We start from the raw sequence: 18,495 nt of genomic DNA on the forward strand, positions 1-18,495 counted from the left end.
AGTTAACGCATCCTTCCACGGTCAGTATATATTACTTAAAGGGACATGACTGCCTCTATAAATGCATCGCCGCGAACTTCAAAGCTTGCATATTGATCCCAACTAGCACTTGCTGGAGATAATAAAATGACATCTCCAACTTCTGAAAGGGAATGCGCGAGGCTGACGGCATCCTCCATAGTTCCGGCATCTAAAATTTGTTCAATGCCGCATGAAGATGCAAAGTCAGCAAATCTATTTTGGGTTTCGCCGAGTGCCACTACAGCTTTCACATTCCCCATAAACGGTCTTAACTCTTCGAAGGAATGTCCCCTATCTAATCCGCCGGCTATAAGTATAGTCGGTGCATCAAACGCGGCAAGCGCACTTTTAGTAGCCAGCGTATTCGTTGCTTTGGAGTCATTGTAAAACTTTCTGCCTTGTAACTCTTTCACAAACTGCATCCGATGCTTAACACCCGTAAAGGAAGCTAACACATCTTCAATCGCTTCTTTATCACATCCCATTAATATTGCAGCTGCAGTAGCAGATAAGATGTTTTCAAGATTATGCTGTCCCGGCAATTTTATAATAGAGCGATGAATGAATGGAGTCCCGTTCCAATATATATAAGTTTCATCTACAGATATACCGATTTCTTTTTTCCCGCTAACAGAAAACGGAATTAAAATCGCTCTTGATTTTAATGCAATTTCCCGAACGGCTTCTTGTTCATCGTTATATATGAAAAAGTCATCTTCGAGCTGATTATTCGTGATTTCCGCTTTGGCTTCGGCATAAGCATCCGAAGTTCCGTGATAATCCAGATGTGCATCATAAATGTTTGTCAAAATCGAGATTTTCGGTCTAAATGTTTCTGTCCCCATAAGTTGGAAAGATGATGCTTCAAGTACAATTACATTATCGGGAGTTGCATCTTGAGCGACAGTACACGACACTGTTCCTATATTTCCAGCGATCAGTGGATTTTTATTACCGATGCTTAGCATGTGAAACAGCAAAGTGGTTGTCGTTGTTTTCCCATTGGATCCTGTTATTCCGATTATTGGAGCTTCGCTGATTTTATAAGCAAGCTCTATTTCCGTCCAAACAGGAATTCCTCTTTCGATTGCTTCCTCAACAACCGGATTGGTATAAGGTATCCCTGGATTTTTAATGACTAAACTAAAACCTTCGTCCAAAATACCTGCTGGATGACCACCACAAATAACTGAAATATCTTCAGATCTTAATTCAGCAGCCTCTTTATTCCCTTTCTCGGGAGACGAATCATTGACAGTGATATCAGCACCTAATAAATTAAGTAATTTTGCAACTGCATATCCGCTTTTCGCAAGACCTAGAACTAGCACTTTCTTATCTTTAAATTGCAATGTACTTTTCATCTATAACACCTCCAACAGTACAGGAACGATTGCTGCTAAGGCTGCAACACCCCAAAATACGAGTACAATTTTCCATTCTGACCATCCCGATAGTTCAAAATGGTGATGAATCGGACTCATTTTAAATACACGTTTTCCAGTCAATTTAAAACTGATGACTTGAATAATAACCGATAAAGTCTCCACGACGTAGACAATACCAATTAACAATAACAATACTTCTTGCTTGATCAGAATGGAAATCATGGCAAGGGCTCCGCCAAGCGCTAATGATCCCGTATCTCCCATAAACACTTTTGCCGGTTTGCTGTTAAAAAGAAGGAAACCGAGCATGGCGCCCGTGACGACAAAGGTGAATATGGCTATACTTTCCTGCCCATAATGGAGAGCGAGTACACCAAAAGCCGCGAAGGAAATTGCTGAACAGCCGGCAACCAGGCCGTCAAGTCCATCCGTGATATTGACAGCATTGGAAAAACCAACAAGCCAAAATATTAGAAATGCAATATACATAATTCCAAGATCGATATCAATCGCTATAAATGGGATTGTAACCGTTGTTGCGAATGGACCCATTTTCAATAGGAAAAACGCAATAATCGCGACAATGATTTGGCCAATCAACTTTTGCAGGGATGTTAAACCAAGATTTCTTTTCAGGACAACAATGATGAAATCATCTATAAATCCAATCAATCCAAAACCAACGAGAATTAATAACAATACTATTGTTTGTGTCGTCAGTACGTCGTCGTATATGTATGACAGTATTAGGGTTGATAGAATAATTGAAGTAAGGAAAATAAGCCCGCCCATCGTCGGCGTTCCTGCCTTTTTCTGATGGGCTTTCGGGCCTTCTTCACGAATGCTTTGACCAAACTTCATTCGTCTCAGGGCTGGTATAATTAAAAACCCCGATAATATTGACATGATAAAAGCGACAGCCATTGCCGTCAATGTAGTAGCGAGTGTCATGATTTTTTCTCCTTCTATTTCTGAAACAGTTATGAACATAATGCTGGTTCAGACTTCGCATTAAAATTTTTTAGGGTATTCGTTGTTCATCACCCCAGATATTATTCGGTATATACGTGAATAATATCGTCAACGTTAATAAGCGTATCAATCGCAGGAAGTTGATATTTAACTTTTTCACCATTTCCATGCCATTCTATTCGATACGTATAAAGCTGGCTTCGTACTGTCTCTCTTGTCATTCCAGTTAAATCTGGAACTCGGTGAGTTATCGCATCGCCCCAACGATATTCTTTTTCAAGCTGGTTTTCTCGCTTTGTAATTCCGACAACCGGAGCTATTTCCTCGATAATTCTTCCAACAATCGGTGCGGCAATCACGCCGCCGAACTGGACTGAGTTATGTGGATTGTCAACGGCGACGTAGACAAGGAGTTCAGGATCATCAGCAGGTGCAAACCCGATGAATGAAACGATATATTCGCCGTCTTTATAGAATCCGTCTACCACTTTTTGCGCGGTACCCGTTTTCCCGCCAACACGCAGTCCATCTGTGTAAGCATTACGACCAGAACCGTTTGCTACAACCGATTCTAACGCATGCCTTACTTCTTTGGAAGTTTCTTCGCTAATCACTTTCTTTTTCAGTTCCGGACCGAATGTTTGAATCGGCATTCCGTTAGCGTCTACAATTTCTTTTACAATATACGGCTTGTAAAGATTACCGCCGTTTATTGCTGCAGCGACGGCTTGAACTTGTTGAATCGGCGTTACCGAAATTCCCTGACCGAACGCTGTCGTCGCTTGTTCTACAGGTCCAAATCCCTCTTTTGAAAATAAAATACCTTTAGATTCTCCCGCAATTCCTGAACCAGTCGTTTGACCAAACCCGAAATCCCGAATGTATTGATCTAATTTGTCTCCGCCTAAACGTCTGCCCATTTCTACAAAACCCGGGTTACATGAGTTTTCAACGACTTCTAAAAATGTTTGGGAGCCATGGCCTTGTCTTTTCCAACAACGAAGTCTTGCATTGGCAACCATCGTATAACCTGGGTCGTGAAAACGTTCTTTCTCCAAACTAATCAATTGTTCTTCTATACTAGCAGCAAGAGTAATTATTTTAAAAGTCGAACCCGGTTCAAATGTCATCCAAACTGGCAAATTACGATTATAAATACTAGGATCAATCTTTTGGTATTCCGCTGGATGAAAGGTCGGAAAAGATGCCACGGATAATAGTTCACCAGTCTTGGGATTCATGACGATGGCAAGTGCTTGTGACGCCTCGAACTTTTCCATTGCTTGCAGTAATTCACGTTCAACGATTTTTTGAATACGAAGATCAATGGTTAATTCTACAGAAGCTCCTTTATCTCCAGTCCTGAACCCATCATCGACATGAGGTAAAGGGACACCTTTTGCATCCGTATATAATCGAATTCGATCTCCTGTGCCTGAAAGTATTTCATCATAAGCATATTCGATTCCAGCCAATCCTTGCCCGTCATACCCTGTAAATCCTAGTAATCTTGATAACAACTCTTTGTTCGGATAATGCCTGACAAAATCCACGCCTGTATAGAGACCGGCAATTTGCAGTTTTGCAATTTCATCCGCTTGTTCCTTCGAAATGTTTTTCCCTTCAGGAGCTATTTTAACCATGTATGTTTTCTTTGATAGTTTCTCCTCGAGAGTCGCAACATCCGTATTTAATATTCTTCCCAATGTCGCGGCAACACCTTTTATATCTTTGTTTTGAGAAGGCATAAAATAAAGTGTTGGCGCTAATCGGTTCCCAACGATCATTTCACCGTTTCGGTCGATAATGTTGCCACGCATTCCGCCAAAAGGAATTTCAAGATCCCAGTTTTCTTCTGCTTTAGTTTTAAGAAATTCATGCCGAATAATTTGAACATGAAACAACTTTAGTAAAACCATTCCGAATAACACGATGAATAGGACGAAGATTGCCCGCAATCTCTTTTTGGACTGTAATTCTATGATTTTACGCAGCGCTGACACACCTCACATTTTCTACTAACTTATGAAGTGGCACCGGGCGCTATTCGTCAGCCGCCGATAATATCATCCATTTCTTCCGCGTCCTTCGGCTTTATTTTATAAATTTCAGAGGGTCGTTGCAAATGGATAACAATTGGTTCATCTTCCCTTGGTATCGTTCCAGCTGTGAGGCTTTGCTCGGTTACAAAACCGTCCCCAGTAATTCTGATATCAAGGCCTGATAACATCTTAAAGGATAACAATGTTTTTTTCGACCATCCCGTGAAATCCGGCAATGTCGTTTGACCTTCCGTTGTCAATAATACGACGGATCCAGGGGTAAGTAGCGCTCCATTTTCTGGATATTGATTAGTAATTTTTCCACCCTCACCAATCAGTACAGGTGAAAAACCTTCTGACTTCAGTTTTTCAATTGCTTTCGAAGAATCCATTTTCTTGAAATTACCCAGTTTATTTGTTTCAACCTCTTCAATATCATCTGGTATGATGTTTAAGTATTTTAAACTGCTCTCCATAATTGTTGTAAAAAGTTTTGATACAGGATCTGAGCCGTATTCTCCAGCTTCCAACTTAGGATGTTGGACTAATACATACGTTACTAATTGCGGATCTTCAATAGGCGCCATTCCAATGAAGGAATATAAAAAATTAGAGCCGCCGCTTAAATAGCCGCCATTCGGACTCGGTATTTCTGCTGTTCCCGTCTTGCCCCCAACAGTATAGCCGTTCAAGGCGAATCTTTTCCCAGTTCCAGCATCGGATGTAACTGTCGTAGCTAAAGCTTCACGAACTTTTCGGGCTGTTTCTTTTGATATAGGTTTGCCTTTTTCTTCTGGTTCTTTACTTTCTACAACTTTCTTTGTATTCGGATTGTAAATTTCATCGATTACATAAGGTTGCATCATCACTCCGTCATTCGCAATTGCGGTTACAGCTTGAATCATTTGTATCGGAGTTATAGTTGATCCTTGCCCATAGGAGGTCGTTAATCTTTCAGAAGGAAAACGATCGAGAATGATTCCAGCCGACTCTTTAGGCAAATCAATACCCGTTTTAGCGCCGAATCCAAATTTATTGATATACTTTATGAACTCTCGATCGCCTAGACGTTCCAATAAATAAGCCATGGAAACGTTCGATGAGCGTTGAAACCCTTCAAGAAAAGAAATTGTCCCCCAACCTTCTCGAACGTGATCGCGAATAGTACGGTCGTAAATCTTATATTGGCCGGATTTAAATGTTGCGTTTGGATCCCATTTATTTTCTTCGATAGCTGCGGCCAAAGTGAATATCTTCATCGTGGAGCCCGGTTCAATCGTATTTTCAACAGCTTCATTAAGCCAATTTGATGTCAACCCAACACGTGTTGACGGATCAAATGAAGGACGTTGACTCATTGCCAAAATCGCACCGGTTTTCGGATTGGCTACGATGACTAACATTTTATCCGGCGAGTATTCTTTGTCGACTTCATTCATAGCATCTTCAACTAGGTTTTGAATTGTTTTATCGATTGTAAGTTTAATATCGAGGCCATCTTTAGCCGGCACAATTTGCTTATCGGCTTTTGGCAGCGTAACTCCAAATCTATCAGACTTGAAATTTACTTTGCCATTTTCCCCCGTCAGCTGTTTATTGTAGGTCGCTTCGAGTCCCATTTTCCCAACTGTAGAAATGACGCCTTTGTCATCTTCTTCCTCTTGGGCAAATCCTATTAAATAAGATGCGAAATTTCCATTCGGATAAAACCGCTTTTTATATTCGATAAATTGAATTCCAGGAATCTTTTCTTCCCTTATCGCTAAGACAGTTTCATGACTGATATTTCGCCCCGCGCTGCCAAACTCGACTTGTTTCTTTTTGCCTTCTCTAATTTGTTCTTCGCTTCTCGTCAATCTTTCAACCAATTCTTCTTTGTCAAGCGGAAGGTATTTCGCAAGTACAGCAGCCGCTTTTTCGGGATCATCGACATGTCTAGTTACATTTGAATCGCTTAATTTTTCATCCAACACTGCTACCAGTCGATAACTTAAAGTATCAGAAGCAATAAGCTCGCCGTTACGGTCAAGAATTTTCCCGCGATCTGCGGTTAGTATCGCTTCTCTGGCATATTTGTTTTCGGCCAATGCAGCGAGGACTTTCCCTTCAGCTTCACCAGTTACCTGGATAAAAACAATCCTTCCAAATAATAAGAAAAAGAGCCCTCCATAAACGATAAACATTAGAAAGGCTCCCCATTGGAATCTGAATTTCTTCTTCATCGTCCAGGCACAACCTTAACGTTTTTTTCGTTTAGATTCAAGCCAAGTTCTCTTGCTTTCTCCCATACTCTTTCATAGGTAGATTGCTCTTTCACTTGGATGGACAATTCCGTATTCTGTTTTGTTTTTTCCTCGATCTTCCCGCTAAGTGCTTGTACTTCTCTATTCACATCATTTAATTGGCTTTCAGTATGTAAGATCATTGATGCGAAAAGAACGAGGACAGCTGCAAATAATACAAAAAGGAATTTCTCCCCTTTGGAAAATAGTTTTTTGTTGCGCCTGATTTTCGGTTGTTGTTTCGGTAAATCATGAGTTTCATATTCTCTTTGTGGTGAAACCATCACTCTTTGCTCTATCGCCATTCATTATCCCCCTCTTTCATTTTTTTCGACAATCCTTAATTTAGCCGATCTGGCACGTTTATTTTTTTCTATTTCTCTCGGGTCTGGAACAATTGGTTTTCTCGTAATTTGTTTTAAGTCCGGTTTCATATCCACTGGAATGATTGGTAAATTCCGCGGCATTTCCGGTAACGAAGATGCTTCTCGGAAAATCGCTTTGCATAAACGGTCTTCCAATGAATGGAAAGTGATGACGCAAATTCGCCCTCCGGGATTGAGCAATGTAATTGCATCCGTCAGAGAATCTTCTGCCGCCCCTAATTCATCGTTTACAGCGATTCGAACTGCTTGAAATACTCTTCTTGCAGGATGCCCACCCGTACGTCTTGTTGCAGCGGGAATTCCACTTTTCACTAACTCGGCAAGTTCCGCAGTTGTTTCAATTGGAGATTCTTCACGAGCTGCTTCAATTTTCCTTGCAATCCCTTTTGAGAACTTTTCTTCTCCATAACGAAAAAAGATTCGGACAAGATCTTCATAAGACCAATCATTAATTACGTCATAAGCTGTCAATGTCGCTTCCATATTCATGCGCATGTCGAGCGGCGCGTCATGATTGTAGCTGAATCCGCGTTCTGGCGTATCAAGTTGCGGTGATGAGACGCCTAAATCATAAAGAATACCATCGACGTGGGTAATGCCGATGTTTGCAAGTTCTTCTTTTAAATACCTGAAATTTGAATGAATGAAAGTGACGTTTGTTAAATAATCTTTAAGTCGTTCTTTTGCGACTTCGATAGCGGAAGTGTCTTGATCAAAACAAATGAGACGGCCTTTTTCTGAAAGCCTTTTTACAATTTCTATACTATGCCCTGCGCCGCCAAGTGTGCAGTCAACGTATATGCCGTCTTCTTTTATATTTAAACCATCGACGGCTTCCTCGAGCAATACCGTTGTGTGATTGAACAATTGAGTCCGCCTACTTTCTTAAGTTAAAAATCAAAGTCGATAATGTTTTCTGCAATGTCGTTGAAAGATTCTTCGGACTCATCATAGTAAGTATCCCATAGGGGTTTCGACCAAATTTCAATACGGCCGGATACACCGATGACAACACAATCTTTTTCGACTTTCGCATAGTTGCGCAGTGATGCTGGGATGTTGATGCGGCCTTGCTTGTCCAATTCAACTTCTGTTGCTCCGGAAAAGAAGAACCGGGTGAATGCACGCGCATCTTTCTTTGTTACAGGTAAGGCTTTAAGCTTTTCCTCGAGTATTTTCCACTCTTCCATAGGATAGCCAAAGAGACAGTTATCTAGGCCACGAGTCAACACGAAATTACCACCCAAATGTTCCCTGAATTTCGACGGAACGATCAGGCGACCTTTTGTATCTACTGTGTGTTGATATTCACCCATGAACATACTCTTCACCCCACCATGTAAAATAAATGTACCACATCCCCCCACATTCCTCCACCACTATTCGGAATTTCTTTACGTTTTCGTTGAAAATGCGTAAATAGTACTTGTTTCAATGAGATAATACCGCGATTTCTTAGACTTAGTTACCTTGTGGGGAAGTTTCCCTTATTTAACGATAAAAACAGATGTCGCGATTTCATGTCGGCATCTGGAAATTTAAATTAATGGATATGAAATGGCAGCGATGTTCAGATAGTTAATAAACCTAATAAGTAAAACTCAATTAAAAAACACTCCAAACCGCATGACAATGCAGATTAGAGTGTTTTTGTTTAAATGTAAATTAATTTATGAGTTCCATTAAATTCCAATGGTAGTTCTAATAGATCTTTAATTAGGGTTGGACCATATTCATTCATATAAGTGTATGGTGTGTAACTTCTTTCTTGAAGAGCATTGTTTGGATATAAGTCCGTTTCTATCAGACTAAATTTGCGAAGAGCGACTTCATGTTTGATGATCACTGCTTCCTCGGATTTCTCCTTTAAATAGTTGAATTGCAATTTATGGAAATTCAAGTTCTTTTCCAAAATATCATTCATCATGAGCTCATCAGAGGCGATAGTGCTCCTGATTTTTTCATATTCTTTTTTAAGAACTTTTTCCGCTTCGGCTACTGCTTGGTCAAATTGTTTATTTTTCAATGTCTCGATAAACTCTTCGCGGGCGCCCATAACTTCCCCCGAAAGTACATCTTGGAACGTCATTGATTTCTCTTTTAACGCCTTGCCGGTATCTCTTGGAACGAGCGTTATCGATAACCGCGGGACAATGATCGGCATTTTTATACCGAGTTGATGAAACGCTTCTTTAAGCAATGCCCAATACGTGATTTCTCCAGGGCCACCTATGAATGCGAGAACAGGAAATACCAAGTCTTGCATTAAAGGCCTAGTTGCGACGTTATTACTTAAAAGAAATGGCGACTCTTTTGCGATATCCAACATTTCTTCGGTAGTAAATCGAAGTCCTGCACTATCGTTCACGTAGTATTCATCTCTTCGCGTCAGTAACATGCGACCAGTTTCATGTACGTAAAATAAATGCGAAGCATCTCCTTCTGCATCGAACGGTCTACCATACCCTCCTGAATTGAACATTGCTTCCTTATCGACAATGGCTGCCGCAACGTTCTCAGATTCTTGGATAAGCAGTTGAAAATAATCGCTTTCCAACTCACGTAATGGTTTGTATGCCGAATCGATGAATAATAATCCTTCCTCTGCAAAGAGGCCGTTCATTAATCGAACAAAGAAACCGGTGAATGTATTTTCTTTATCTACAGCAGCTAAAACTTCTTCCATCAACGGTTTTGTGTATGCCGTCTCACCGAACTTGCTGAAAATAGTTTTAACATACTCTTTCATCTCTATCTGATCAAAGGTCGCATCTGACGCCATTAATTTCAAAACAAATTTATCTTGAATTTGCTCTTTCGTGACACGCCCAGCTGTATTTGTATAGACATGGTTAATTTCATTAATATCATGATCCTCGCCCGCCACCCAAAAAACCGGTACAACTGGCACGCCTAAAGCTTGGCGCTGTTTCTTTGCGAGCAAAATTACTGAAATTGCTTTATGTACGGAATACAAAGGACCTGTAAGTATGCCAGCTTGTTGCCCGCCGACTACGGTAACCGCATCTTCTTCTAGTTCAACTAAATGCTCGTGGGCACTTTGAGAAATTCCAAAGGGTTCCATAAATGAACGAACTGTTTCCGCAAGTTGTTTTCGCTTAAATCTACGTGTTGATAATTCAGCAAGTCTTTCCGGATATGAACTTTCTTTGTTTTCATAATCAAAATACGTATGTATGAATTCATTATCATTATTGTATGATTGCATTACTTTATTCTGCTCTTGTAATGCGATATTGTCCACTTTCATATGCGAGCCCCTTTTTTAACGTTCCTAATTATCCAAAGTATATCATTTTAAAAGGCGTGATTAAAAATAAACGCTTATAAGGCGTATTGCATAATTTTTAGTACCAGGCCGATAATTAGCAAGATAACATACGAAGAAGATAATAGAAGGAAAAATAATCGCCAAACCTTTCGTAAAAAACGTTTAATCAGAAATTCTTTGACCTTCATCTTTTCAAGAATTGAATAAATGATAGTAATGATGATTGCAATGATCGATATGTAAAAACCAACCAGATCCCCATAAATCGTTCGCGCAATTATATACACCGAGAGAAATAGAAATGGCGTAGTTAAATCGGCGGCTTGGCCGAGTATGGATGCCGGTGCCGTACCTAATCGTCTATAGATCATTAGAATTAGAATCGTCACTATATACGGACAAAATATGAGAATACCGAACAATACTGATAAAAGGGTAGTCGTCATAGTTGTTCTCCCTTGCTTTCAATTGCAAAAAGCATTTTTTCTAACATGGCTAGAAGGGGAACATTTTTATGTAATGCATGAGCCTTTTCAATCACCGCTGTGATGATTGTTTTTATTTCCATCGGGCGTCCCGCTAACCGGTCAGACAACATCGATGATTTATTGTGCGCAGTATTTTGACAGACGGCTGACACTGCTTCCAAAGATAGATGGGGTTTCATTTCAGGGAATGCATTGATAAGTTCATCATATAAAGTTACAAATAATTCATGGCACGATGGATTTGTTAGCAGTCCGCCGTTTTCCACTTCGAGTATCGCGGTTAATGGATTAATCATGCAATTAATCAATACTTTTCTCATCAATACAAATTCTGCGTCCACATGCCTCGTTACCGGAAAGCTTTTTGAATGTGCGTTCTCAACGATATCAAAAAGAGTTGAATCGCCTCGTCCCGCTCCAATCGTTACGAGACCTACCCCGTTATGTTGTACAGTATTGTCGTCAAGCCTGCGCGCTCCATGCTCAACGGTTGCAAATGCAAGATGCGGAATTGATGTAGCGTTCGCCATGCTGTAATGGTCGAGTCCGTTTTGGATGAAAAGCATAGGATTTTTGATTTCTAAACTATCCAGTTGGATCAGTAATTTCTGTAAATCTATATATTTTACGGCAATTATCCAGACACTAGATGCATTATCCGTTGGAATAATTGTTGTCGCATGAACACCTAAAAAAGATTCTGAACCATCTTCATTTACTCTTCGGATTCCATTCTTATTAAGTTCGCTTGCTTGTTCTTCCCTTCGAACGACCATTGTGACTTTTATGCCAGATTCCGATAAGTACGAGCCAAGTAGCAATCCGACCGACCCAGCTCCGACAATTACGACATCCATTTTTCTATTCTCCTTTCATATAAATAAGCCCGCATAATAGCGGGCCTATTCGTCAATCTATTTTTCTATTATACAGGATATACTGGATGTTTTCGCGGTGCTTGTGCAATTTCTTTCGTACTATACAATCTGAAACGATCTGCAAGCACGCTTCTTAAGTCCGATGGCTCGATGATATCATCGATAATCATTTCCGATGCCATTTTATAAATATCGATTTCTTCTTTATATTCCCTGTGTTTCTCTTGAACGAAAGCAAGTTTTTCTTTCGGATCTTCGATGGACTCAATTTTATTTGAGTAGACCGCGTTTACAGCAGCCTCCGGACCCATAACCGCAATTTGCGCAGTTGGAAGCGCAATGCAAACATCTGGCTCAAACGCCGGACCCGCCATTGCGTATAGACCTGCGCCGTATGCTTTTCGAACGATGACCGAAATTTTCGGAACCGTAGCTGAACTCATTGCCATAATCAGTTTTGCACCATGGCGAATAATGCCTGCTCTTTCCACGCTTGTTCCAATCATGAATCCGGGTACATCAGCTAAGAATAGCAATGGAATTGAAAACGCATCGCATAAATTGATGAATTTCGTTGCTTTATCCGCAGAATCGACGAATAGTACGCCGCCTTTTACTTTCGGTTGATTCGCAATAATTCCCACGGGTTGCCCTTCGATTCGTGCCAACCCTGTAATAATTTCTGGAGCGAATAATTTTTTCACATCGAAGAAACTGCCCTCATCGATTAATGCATCGATTGCTTCATACATATCGAACGGAGCATTTTGGTTCTCCGGGATGATTGCTTCTAATGTACGCCCTGCTTTCGCTTCAATTGTTTCTTTGACTGCAGGTTTTTCTGTGTAATTTGCCGGGAAGTATTCAAGGTAACGACGTGCTTCAGCAATTGCTTCTTCTTCGTTCGCAGCAAGCACATCCCCGCACCCACTAATCGAACAATGCATTCGGGCGCCGCCCATTTGTTCAAGCGTTACTTTTTCACCGATAACCTTTTCTGCCATTCGCGGTGATCCAAGATACATCGATGCATTTCCCTCCACCATGATAAGCAAGTCGCAAAATGCTGGAATATAAGCTCCGCCTGCTGCCGATGGACCAAACAAAATACAAATCTGCGGAATGAAACCAGATAGTCTTACTTGGTTATGAAATATCTTTCCCGCACCGCGGCGATTCGGGAACATTTCTAGCTGATCAGTGATTCGCGCACCTGCTGAATCGACCAGATACAGCATCGGAACACGATTTTTTTCAGCAATTTCTTGAATACGAATGATTTTTTCAACAGTTTTAGCGCCCCAAGAACCTGCTTTAACCGTGGAATCATTCGCCATCACGCAAACAGTTTGCCCGTTAACTTTCCCCATTGCTGTAACGACGCCGTCTGCCGGAAGATCTCCTGCTTCATAATTCGCGAAACGTCCATCTTCCGTGTATTCCCCGTTATCAAAGAGCAGTGCCAAGCGGTCTCTCGCGAACAGTTTATTTTGTTCTTTTAGGCGTTCATGGTATTTCGGATGACCGCCTGCAAAGATTTCTTTCAGTTTCGAATCAAGATCTTTATTGTACTCAACTTTTTCTACCATCCCAATCCCCTTCCCTTATTAAAACATGAGTTGACGCCCTTTAGCGATTACTCCCCTAAAGTAATTAGAACGTCGTTTTCATTTACAAAATCGCCAACATTCACATTGATAGCTGTCACTATACCTGCTGTTTCTGCTTCAACTGGAATTTCCATTTTCATTGATTCGAGAACAATCACGACTTGGCCCGCCGCCACTTGTTCTCCTACTGCTACATTTACTGTAAATACTGTTCCCGCCATTGATGATTTTAATTGTGTCATAATAATTTCCTCCTCTTATTTTTTCGACCAATCATTGAGAATCGCTGTCGTATAAGTGCCCGCCTTGAACGAATTCACATTCAAAACTTCTGTGAATAATGGAATATTCGTTTTTAATCCTTCAATCTCAATTTCTGAGAAGTAAGCTTTCGATTTTTCAATTGCTTCATCTCGGGTTTTCCCATGGACAATCACTTTTGAAATTAATGGATCATAAAAGGGAGTGACTTTTCCGTTTTCGGCGTAGCCATTATCGATTCGTATACCGTCCAATTCACTTTGCAAGTTTAGTTTCGTGATTGTTCCCGGAGATGGCATGAACGTTTTTGGGTCTTCGGCATACACGCGAAACTCTAACGCATGCCCATTAAGTTGAATGTCATCTTGATTTTTAACTGGAAGTTCATTCCCGCGGGCAACTTCTATTTGCCACTCGACAAGATCATATCCAGTAACTTCTTCCGTCACAGGGTGTTCAACTTGAAGTCTCGTGTTCATCTCTAGGAAGTAGATTTCATCATTTTCATCGACGATAAATTCTACCGTTCCCGCGTTTTTGTAGTTCACTGCTTTTGCCGCGTCAACTGCCGCTTGATAAAGACGACTTTTCGTTTCATCCGACAAATTCGGCGACGGCGACTCTTCAATCACTTTTTGATTGCGCCGTTGCACGGAACAATTTCTTTCGAATAAATGAACAATATTTCCAGCATCGTCACCAAAAATCTGGACTTCAATATGTCTGGCATTCGTAATATACTTTTCAATGAAAACAAGATCATTTCCAAAGTACATTTTCGCGCGATTTTTCACCGAATCGAACTGTTGACTGAGCGCTTGCTCACTTTCACAGCGCACCATTCCGACCCCGCCGCCGCCTGCACTCGCCTTCAACATGATCGGATATCCGATTGTCTTTGCGACACGCATTGCCTCTTCTAATGAATCCACGCCATCATCAGTACCAGGCACAACAGGAACAGATGCGGCTTTCATCGTAGACCTGGATCCGACTTTGTCCCCCATCTCAGAAATCGTCAAAGCATCCGGCCCAATAAATTTCAGACCCGCTTCTGATACTTGAGACGCAAAATCGACGTTTTCAGACAGCAACCCATACCCCGGATGAATGCCGTCCGCTCCTTCACGTAAAGCAATTTTTAAAATTTCTTCCCCTTTTAAGTAAGACTGCTGCACGGGTGGCGGCCCGATTAAAAATGCGGAATCGGCTTCTTTTACAAACGGCATATCTTCGTCAGCTTCAGAATAAATCGCAATTGTTTCAATGCCGAGGCGTTTGCACGTATGTATGATCCTACTTGCAATTTCCCCACGATTTGCAATCAGTATCTTTTTCATATGTTTCATCCCCCAAACTTTTTGAAAGTGAAATCTCCCATTCAATTACTAGTTTATACGATAAGTGAAACCGTTTTCAACCTTTGTCTGAAATTAGTCTATTTTCATTCGCTTAATCTTTGTTTCATTGCAAAAAGCGTTTGACTGCATCATGGTGCGCTTCGCTTTCCCATAGAATCGAGCAATGCTGTGCTTCTCCCAACATTCGGTCCTTGATAAAATCGGCAGTCCACTTACGGATTGCAATGGTTTTATAGGCCCGGTGAACAGCTGGATGAATCTTCAACATCTTTTCAAGAAACTGTGCGAGTCCTTCTTCCGCAGTCCCGCTATACAATTCAGTCGCCCATCCGATTTCTAACATTTCCTCGGCGCTATGAACTTCGGCTTCGGATAATAAGCGGAATACTTGGTCGTGCTTGCCGAACTTCTCAAATAATAATGTTGCGCCGCCCCAACCTGTTGTGATTGCAAGTGTTCCTTGTATGAAGCCCGCTTTTGCCTGATCAGAAACAACGCGGTAATCGCATGCGGTTGCAAGCTCGCAGCCGCCCCCGACAGCTGTTCCGTTCACAAGAGCAATCACAGGCATCGGAAGCGTTGCGACTCGGTGTAAAAGACCTGCCATTCGACTGAGCATAGGAAAGGAATCCTCTGCAGTTTGAAGGTCCTGGTACTCCGACAAATCTCCTCCTGAGCAAAATGCACGGTCTCCCGCTCCTGTAATGACAACGAATGATATGTCTGAATTATTTTCGATCTTCTCCAAAAAAGATTCCAGTCCGTCGACTACTTCTGTATTTATCGCATTCCTCATTTCAGGTCGATCAATCATGAATGTCGCAATGTTTTCTTCAATTGTAATTTTAAATGCCAATAAAATTGCACCTCCTGTATATAGCTCTAGTATACCAATTGCAGGAAATTTACGCATAGAAAAAAGGCTACCGAGATCCATGGTCTCACGGCAGCCTTTATAGAGGACGTTCAAAAACATTCTCTATGTATACGAATGTAATTATTCGCCTACGATTTCTTTTCCTTTGTAGTGTCCGCATGATTTACAAATGCGGTGTGCTAGCTTTTGTTCGCCACAGTTATCACATGTAGCCATTCCTGGTACTTGTAGTTTAAAATGTGTACGACGTTTTTTCGTTACAGTTTTAGATGTTCTTCTTTTTGGTACAGCCATCTGGGGCACCTCCTTAAACGAATTACCTTATTCGTCTTTCTTCTCAAATAAGTTTGCCAATCCGGCAAGCCTCGGATCCACTTTTGTTTCACGTTCTTCTTGGAGCCGAGCATTGTACTCCTCGTCGGTCGCATATGACCAACCTTTACCTTCAACCGTCTTCACATCTTCAGCTTGTTCGCTGAAAACTTGGAGCGGTACTTCAAGGAGGACGAGCTCCTCAAAGACGGGAGTCAAGTCAACAAAATCTCCGCTGACTTGATGAATTTCATCATCGGACGCTAGTTCCGTCTCATCCCAACTGAATCGTTCAGTCGATTCAATTAAGAATGGAAAAGCGACATCTTCCCACGTTCGGGCACAAGGCAGTATCATCGTTCCTTCAAGCCGGAATCGGCACGTGAGATTACTCGAGCCAATTGTACAACTTCCGGTTACATGGATAGGCTTGATATCCCGGATATCCGGGTTCCGTTTTTTAACGGAATCAAGGTTAACCGTTTCGTCAAACGGCATGTCCCCTTGCCTGTATCTCTGCAATTGATTGATGGACCATTTCATGTCGATCACCTCAAGACAACATTCTTGATTATATAATGGGAACAAAGGGATGTCAAGATAATTTCTTGTCACTTCACCATTCCCATAGGTATAATAATATCATTGTAACAAAGGAGTGACAGCTTTGAAAGCAACAGGAATTATCGTTGAATACAATCCGTTTCATAACGGACATAAATTTCATGCATCACAAGCACGGGAGACGACAAATGCAGACATTGTTATCGCCGTCATGAGCGGTAATTTCTTGCAGCGTGGAGAACCTGCTTTTGTCGATAAATGGTCGCGCTCGAAAATGGCGCTTCAAAACGGCGTTGATCTCGTATTTGAACTTCCGTATGCATTCGCTACAGCACATGCTCCTGTATTTGCACAGGGGGCCATTCAAATTCTGGATGCCGCCCGATGTCAATCCTTTTGTTTCGGAAGCGAAGACGGCAATATAGAACCTTTTAACAATAGTTTAGAGCTTTTAACCAATGCGGAAAATGAATATGAAGAAACTATAAAAGAGTCAGTGCGCGAAGGCATGAGTTATCCTAAAGCACTTAATTCGGCATATCAACAAGCCATTCACTCTTCCGCATCTGAAAAGCCTTTTGCAGATTTAACGAAGCCGAATAATATTTTGGGTTTTCATTATTTGCAAGCCGCCTGGAACATTCAATCATCTATGAAAGCTGCGACTATATCCCGTATTGTAGCTGACTATCATGACGATGCGGTTGAAGGAAATTCCATCGCAAGCGCTACTGGAATCCGTAAATCCTTTTTCGAATCAAATTCGCTTGAATCCGTAAGCGGATTTTATCCAGAAGAAACTTATGATGCATTACGCGAATGGCAAGCCGAGCGCCAATCGTTCGGGAATTGGGACACATTTTACCCTTTTTTAAGATTCACAATCCTTCGGGAAGGGCCCGAGCGGCTGAGTCAAATCGCTGATGTGACAGAAGGCATTGAAAACCTTTTCTATCGTGCTGCTGAAACTAGCGGGACTTTTGAAGAGTTCATGAATAAAGTCAAATCGAAAAGGTATACATGGACTAGAATCCAGCGCATGCTCACCCATATCTTCACCGGATTCACGTATGATATACGCCGTCAAATTGATGCGCCTTCCTATTTGCGCTTGTTGGGAATGACACAACAAGGCAGGCTTTATTTAAATGAAAATAAAAAGGACTTAAAACTTCCGCTTGTCAGTAAAGTCGCCGCCTTCTCAGATCCATCAATGAAAATGGATATTCATGCATCAAATATGTATGCACTTGGAATCGCACAAGGGACAGACCAGACCTTGATTGGTGCCGATTATAAGCAAGCTCCTATTTTCTTTCGTGACTGATTGACTAGGGAAACATAGAGAGTACTTTGAATGCTTCATTATTCAAGTACTCTTTTTTCGGTGTTTTTTCATATAGCGTCTACCACTGCGGGCGGTGTTGAAGCATTATGGAGAAGGAAACGTTTTTGGCAAACTTGGAAACGTTTCGCGTGAAGTAGGAAACGTTTTCACGAAAGAAGGAAACACTTTGCTCAAACTAAGAAACGTTATCGAAACAAGGAAACGTTTTTGGCAAACTTGGAAACGTTTGACGTGAACCAAGAAACGTTTTCACGAAAGAAGGAAACGCTTTGCTCAAACTAAGAAACGTTGTCGAAACAAGGAAACGTTTTTGGCAAACAAGGATACGTTTGGCGTGAAGCAAGAAACGTTTTCACGCAAGAAGGAGACGTTAATTTCAATAAAAAAAGCATAGGAGAAGAATTATTGAAATT

17 protein-coding genes are annotated in these 18,495 nt (G+C 41.3%); 1 reads left to right on the forward strand and 16 read right to left on the reverse strand.

Going from position 1 to position 18,495, the window contains the following annotated elements; translation table 11 throughout:
* Window positions 1–35 precede the first annotated feature (35 nt).
* From murD to G8782_RS04990, 16 genes are all read right to left on the reverse strand, one after another.
* Complete coding sequence (murD, locus tag G8782_RS04915; RefSeq protein WP_172369770.1) at window positions 36–1,385, reverse strand: UDP-N-acetylmuramoyl-L-alanine--D-glutamate ligase; 1,350 nt, start codon at window positions 1,383–1,385, stop codon at window positions 36–38.
* Window positions 1,386–2,360, reverse strand: a complete 975-nt coding sequence (mraY, locus tag G8782_RS04920) for a phospho-N-acetylmuramoyl-pentapeptide-transferase (protein ID WP_172369771.1) — start codon at window positions 2,358–2,360, stop codon at window positions 1,386–1,388. It abuts the gene before it with no gap.
* Between the two features lie 101 nt (window positions 2,361–2,461).
* Window positions 2,462–4,375 (reverse strand): penicillin-binding transpeptidase domain-containing protein, encoded by a 1,914-nt coding sequence (locus tag G8782_RS04925; protein ID WP_425505479.1) that lies wholly within the window; start codon window positions 4,373–4,375, stop codon window positions 2,462–2,464.
* Between the two features lie 56 nt (window positions 4,376–4,431).
* Entirely contained in the window at window positions 4,432–6,606 is a 2,175-nt protein-coding gene (locus G8782_RS04930; RefSeq protein ID WP_172369772.1) for a penicillin-binding protein, read from the reverse strand.
* 35 nt (window positions 6,607–6,641) lie between these two features.
* A complete protein-coding gene (gene ftsL, locus G8782_RS04935; protein WP_172369773.1) occupies window positions 6,642–7,010 on the reverse strand; it encodes a cell division protein FtsL in 369 nt (122 codons plus the stop codon).
* Between the two features lie 3 nt (window positions 7,011–7,013).
* Window positions 7,014–7,958: a 16S rRNA (cytosine(1402)-N(4))-methyltransferase RsmH gene (gene rsmH, locus G8782_RS04940; protein WP_172369774.1), complete on the reverse strand. Its 945-nt coding sequence runs from the start codon at window positions 7,956–7,958 to the stop codon at window positions 7,014–7,016.
* Window positions 7,959–7,981: 23 nt separating this feature from the next.
* The gene (gene mraZ / locus G8782_RS04945; RefSeq protein ID WP_172369775.1) at window positions 7,982–8,413 is read right to left on the reverse strand and encodes a division/cell wall cluster transcriptional repressor MraZ; all 432 of its coding nucleotides are present in this window, start codon (window positions 8,411–8,413) and stop codon (window positions 7,982–7,984) included.
* Window positions 8,414–8,745: 332 nt separating this feature from the next.
* Window positions 8,746–10,362, reverse strand: a complete 1,617-nt coding sequence (bshC, locus tag G8782_RS04950) for a bacillithiol biosynthesis cysteine-adding enzyme BshC (protein ID WP_172369776.1) — start codon at window positions 10,360–10,362, stop codon at window positions 8,746–8,748.
* Between the two features lie 74 nt (window positions 10,363–10,436).
* Window positions 10,437–10,829, reverse strand: a complete 393-nt coding sequence (locus G8782_RS04955; protein ID WP_172369777.1) for a DUF3397 family protein — start codon at window positions 10,827–10,829, stop codon at window positions 10,437–10,439.
* Window positions 10,826–11,728 carry a ketopantoate reductase family protein gene (locus G8782_RS04960; RefSeq protein ID WP_172369778.1) on the reverse strand — a complete coding sequence of 301 codons (903 nt, stop codon included), beginning with the start codon at window positions 11,726–11,728 and terminating at the stop codon, window positions 10,826–10,828. Before G8782_RS04960 ends, G8782_RS04955 begins: the two co-directional genes overlap by 4 nt.
* 68 nt (window positions 11,729–11,796) lie before the next feature.
* Window positions 11,797–13,338 carry an acyl-CoA carboxylase subunit beta gene (locus G8782_RS04965; protein WP_172369779.1) on the reverse strand — a complete coding sequence of 514 codons (1,542 nt, stop codon included), beginning with the start codon at window positions 13,336–13,338 and terminating at the stop codon, window positions 11,797–11,799.
* Window positions 13,339–13,385: 47 nt separating this feature from the next.
* On the reverse strand, window positions 13,386–13,601 hold the full coding sequence (locus tag G8782_RS04970; RefSeq protein ID WP_172369780.1) for a biotin/lipoyl-containing protein: 216 nt from the start codon (window positions 13,599–13,601) through the stop codon (window positions 13,386–13,388).
* A gap of 15 nt (window positions 13,602–13,616) precedes the next feature.
* On the reverse strand, window positions 13,617–14,960 hold the full coding sequence (locus G8782_RS04975) for an acetyl-CoA carboxylase biotin carboxylase subunit (RefSeq protein WP_172369781.1): 1,344 nt from the start codon (window positions 14,958–14,960) through the stop codon (window positions 13,617–13,619).
* Between the two features lie 124 nt (window positions 14,961–15,084).
* A complete protein-coding gene (locus G8782_RS04980; protein WP_246231546.1) occupies window positions 15,085–15,837 on the reverse strand; it encodes an enoyl-CoA hydratase/isomerase family protein in 753 nt (250 codons plus the stop codon).
* A gap of 141 nt (window positions 15,838–15,978) precedes the next feature.
* The gene (rpmF, locus tag G8782_RS04985) at window positions 15,979–16,152 is read right to left on the reverse strand and encodes a 50S ribosomal protein L32 (RefSeq protein WP_172369783.1); all 174 of its coding nucleotides are present in this window, start codon (window positions 16,150–16,152) and stop codon (window positions 15,979–15,981) included.
* A gap of 27 nt (window positions 16,153–16,179) precedes the next feature.
* Window positions 16,180–16,713: a YceD family protein gene (locus G8782_RS04990; RefSeq protein ID WP_172369784.1), complete on the reverse strand. Its 534-nt coding sequence runs from the start codon at window positions 16,711–16,713 to the stop codon at window positions 16,180–16,182.
* Between the two features lie 115 nt (window positions 16,714–16,828).
* Between G8782_RS04990 and G8782_RS04995 the strand changes: the two genes are divergently transcribed.
* Window positions 16,829–18,061, forward strand: a complete 1,233-nt coding sequence (locus G8782_RS04995) for a nucleotidyltransferase (RefSeq protein WP_343034959.1) — start codon at window positions 16,829–16,831, stop codon at window positions 18,059–18,061.
* Window positions 18,062–18,495 lie beyond the last annotated feature (434 nt).

Origin of the sequence: Sporosarcina jiandibaonis, assembly GCF_013184495.1 — a bacterium.
Lineage (GTDB): Bacteria > Bacillota > Bacilli > Bacillales_A > Planococcaceae > Sporosarcina > Sporosarcina jiandibaonis.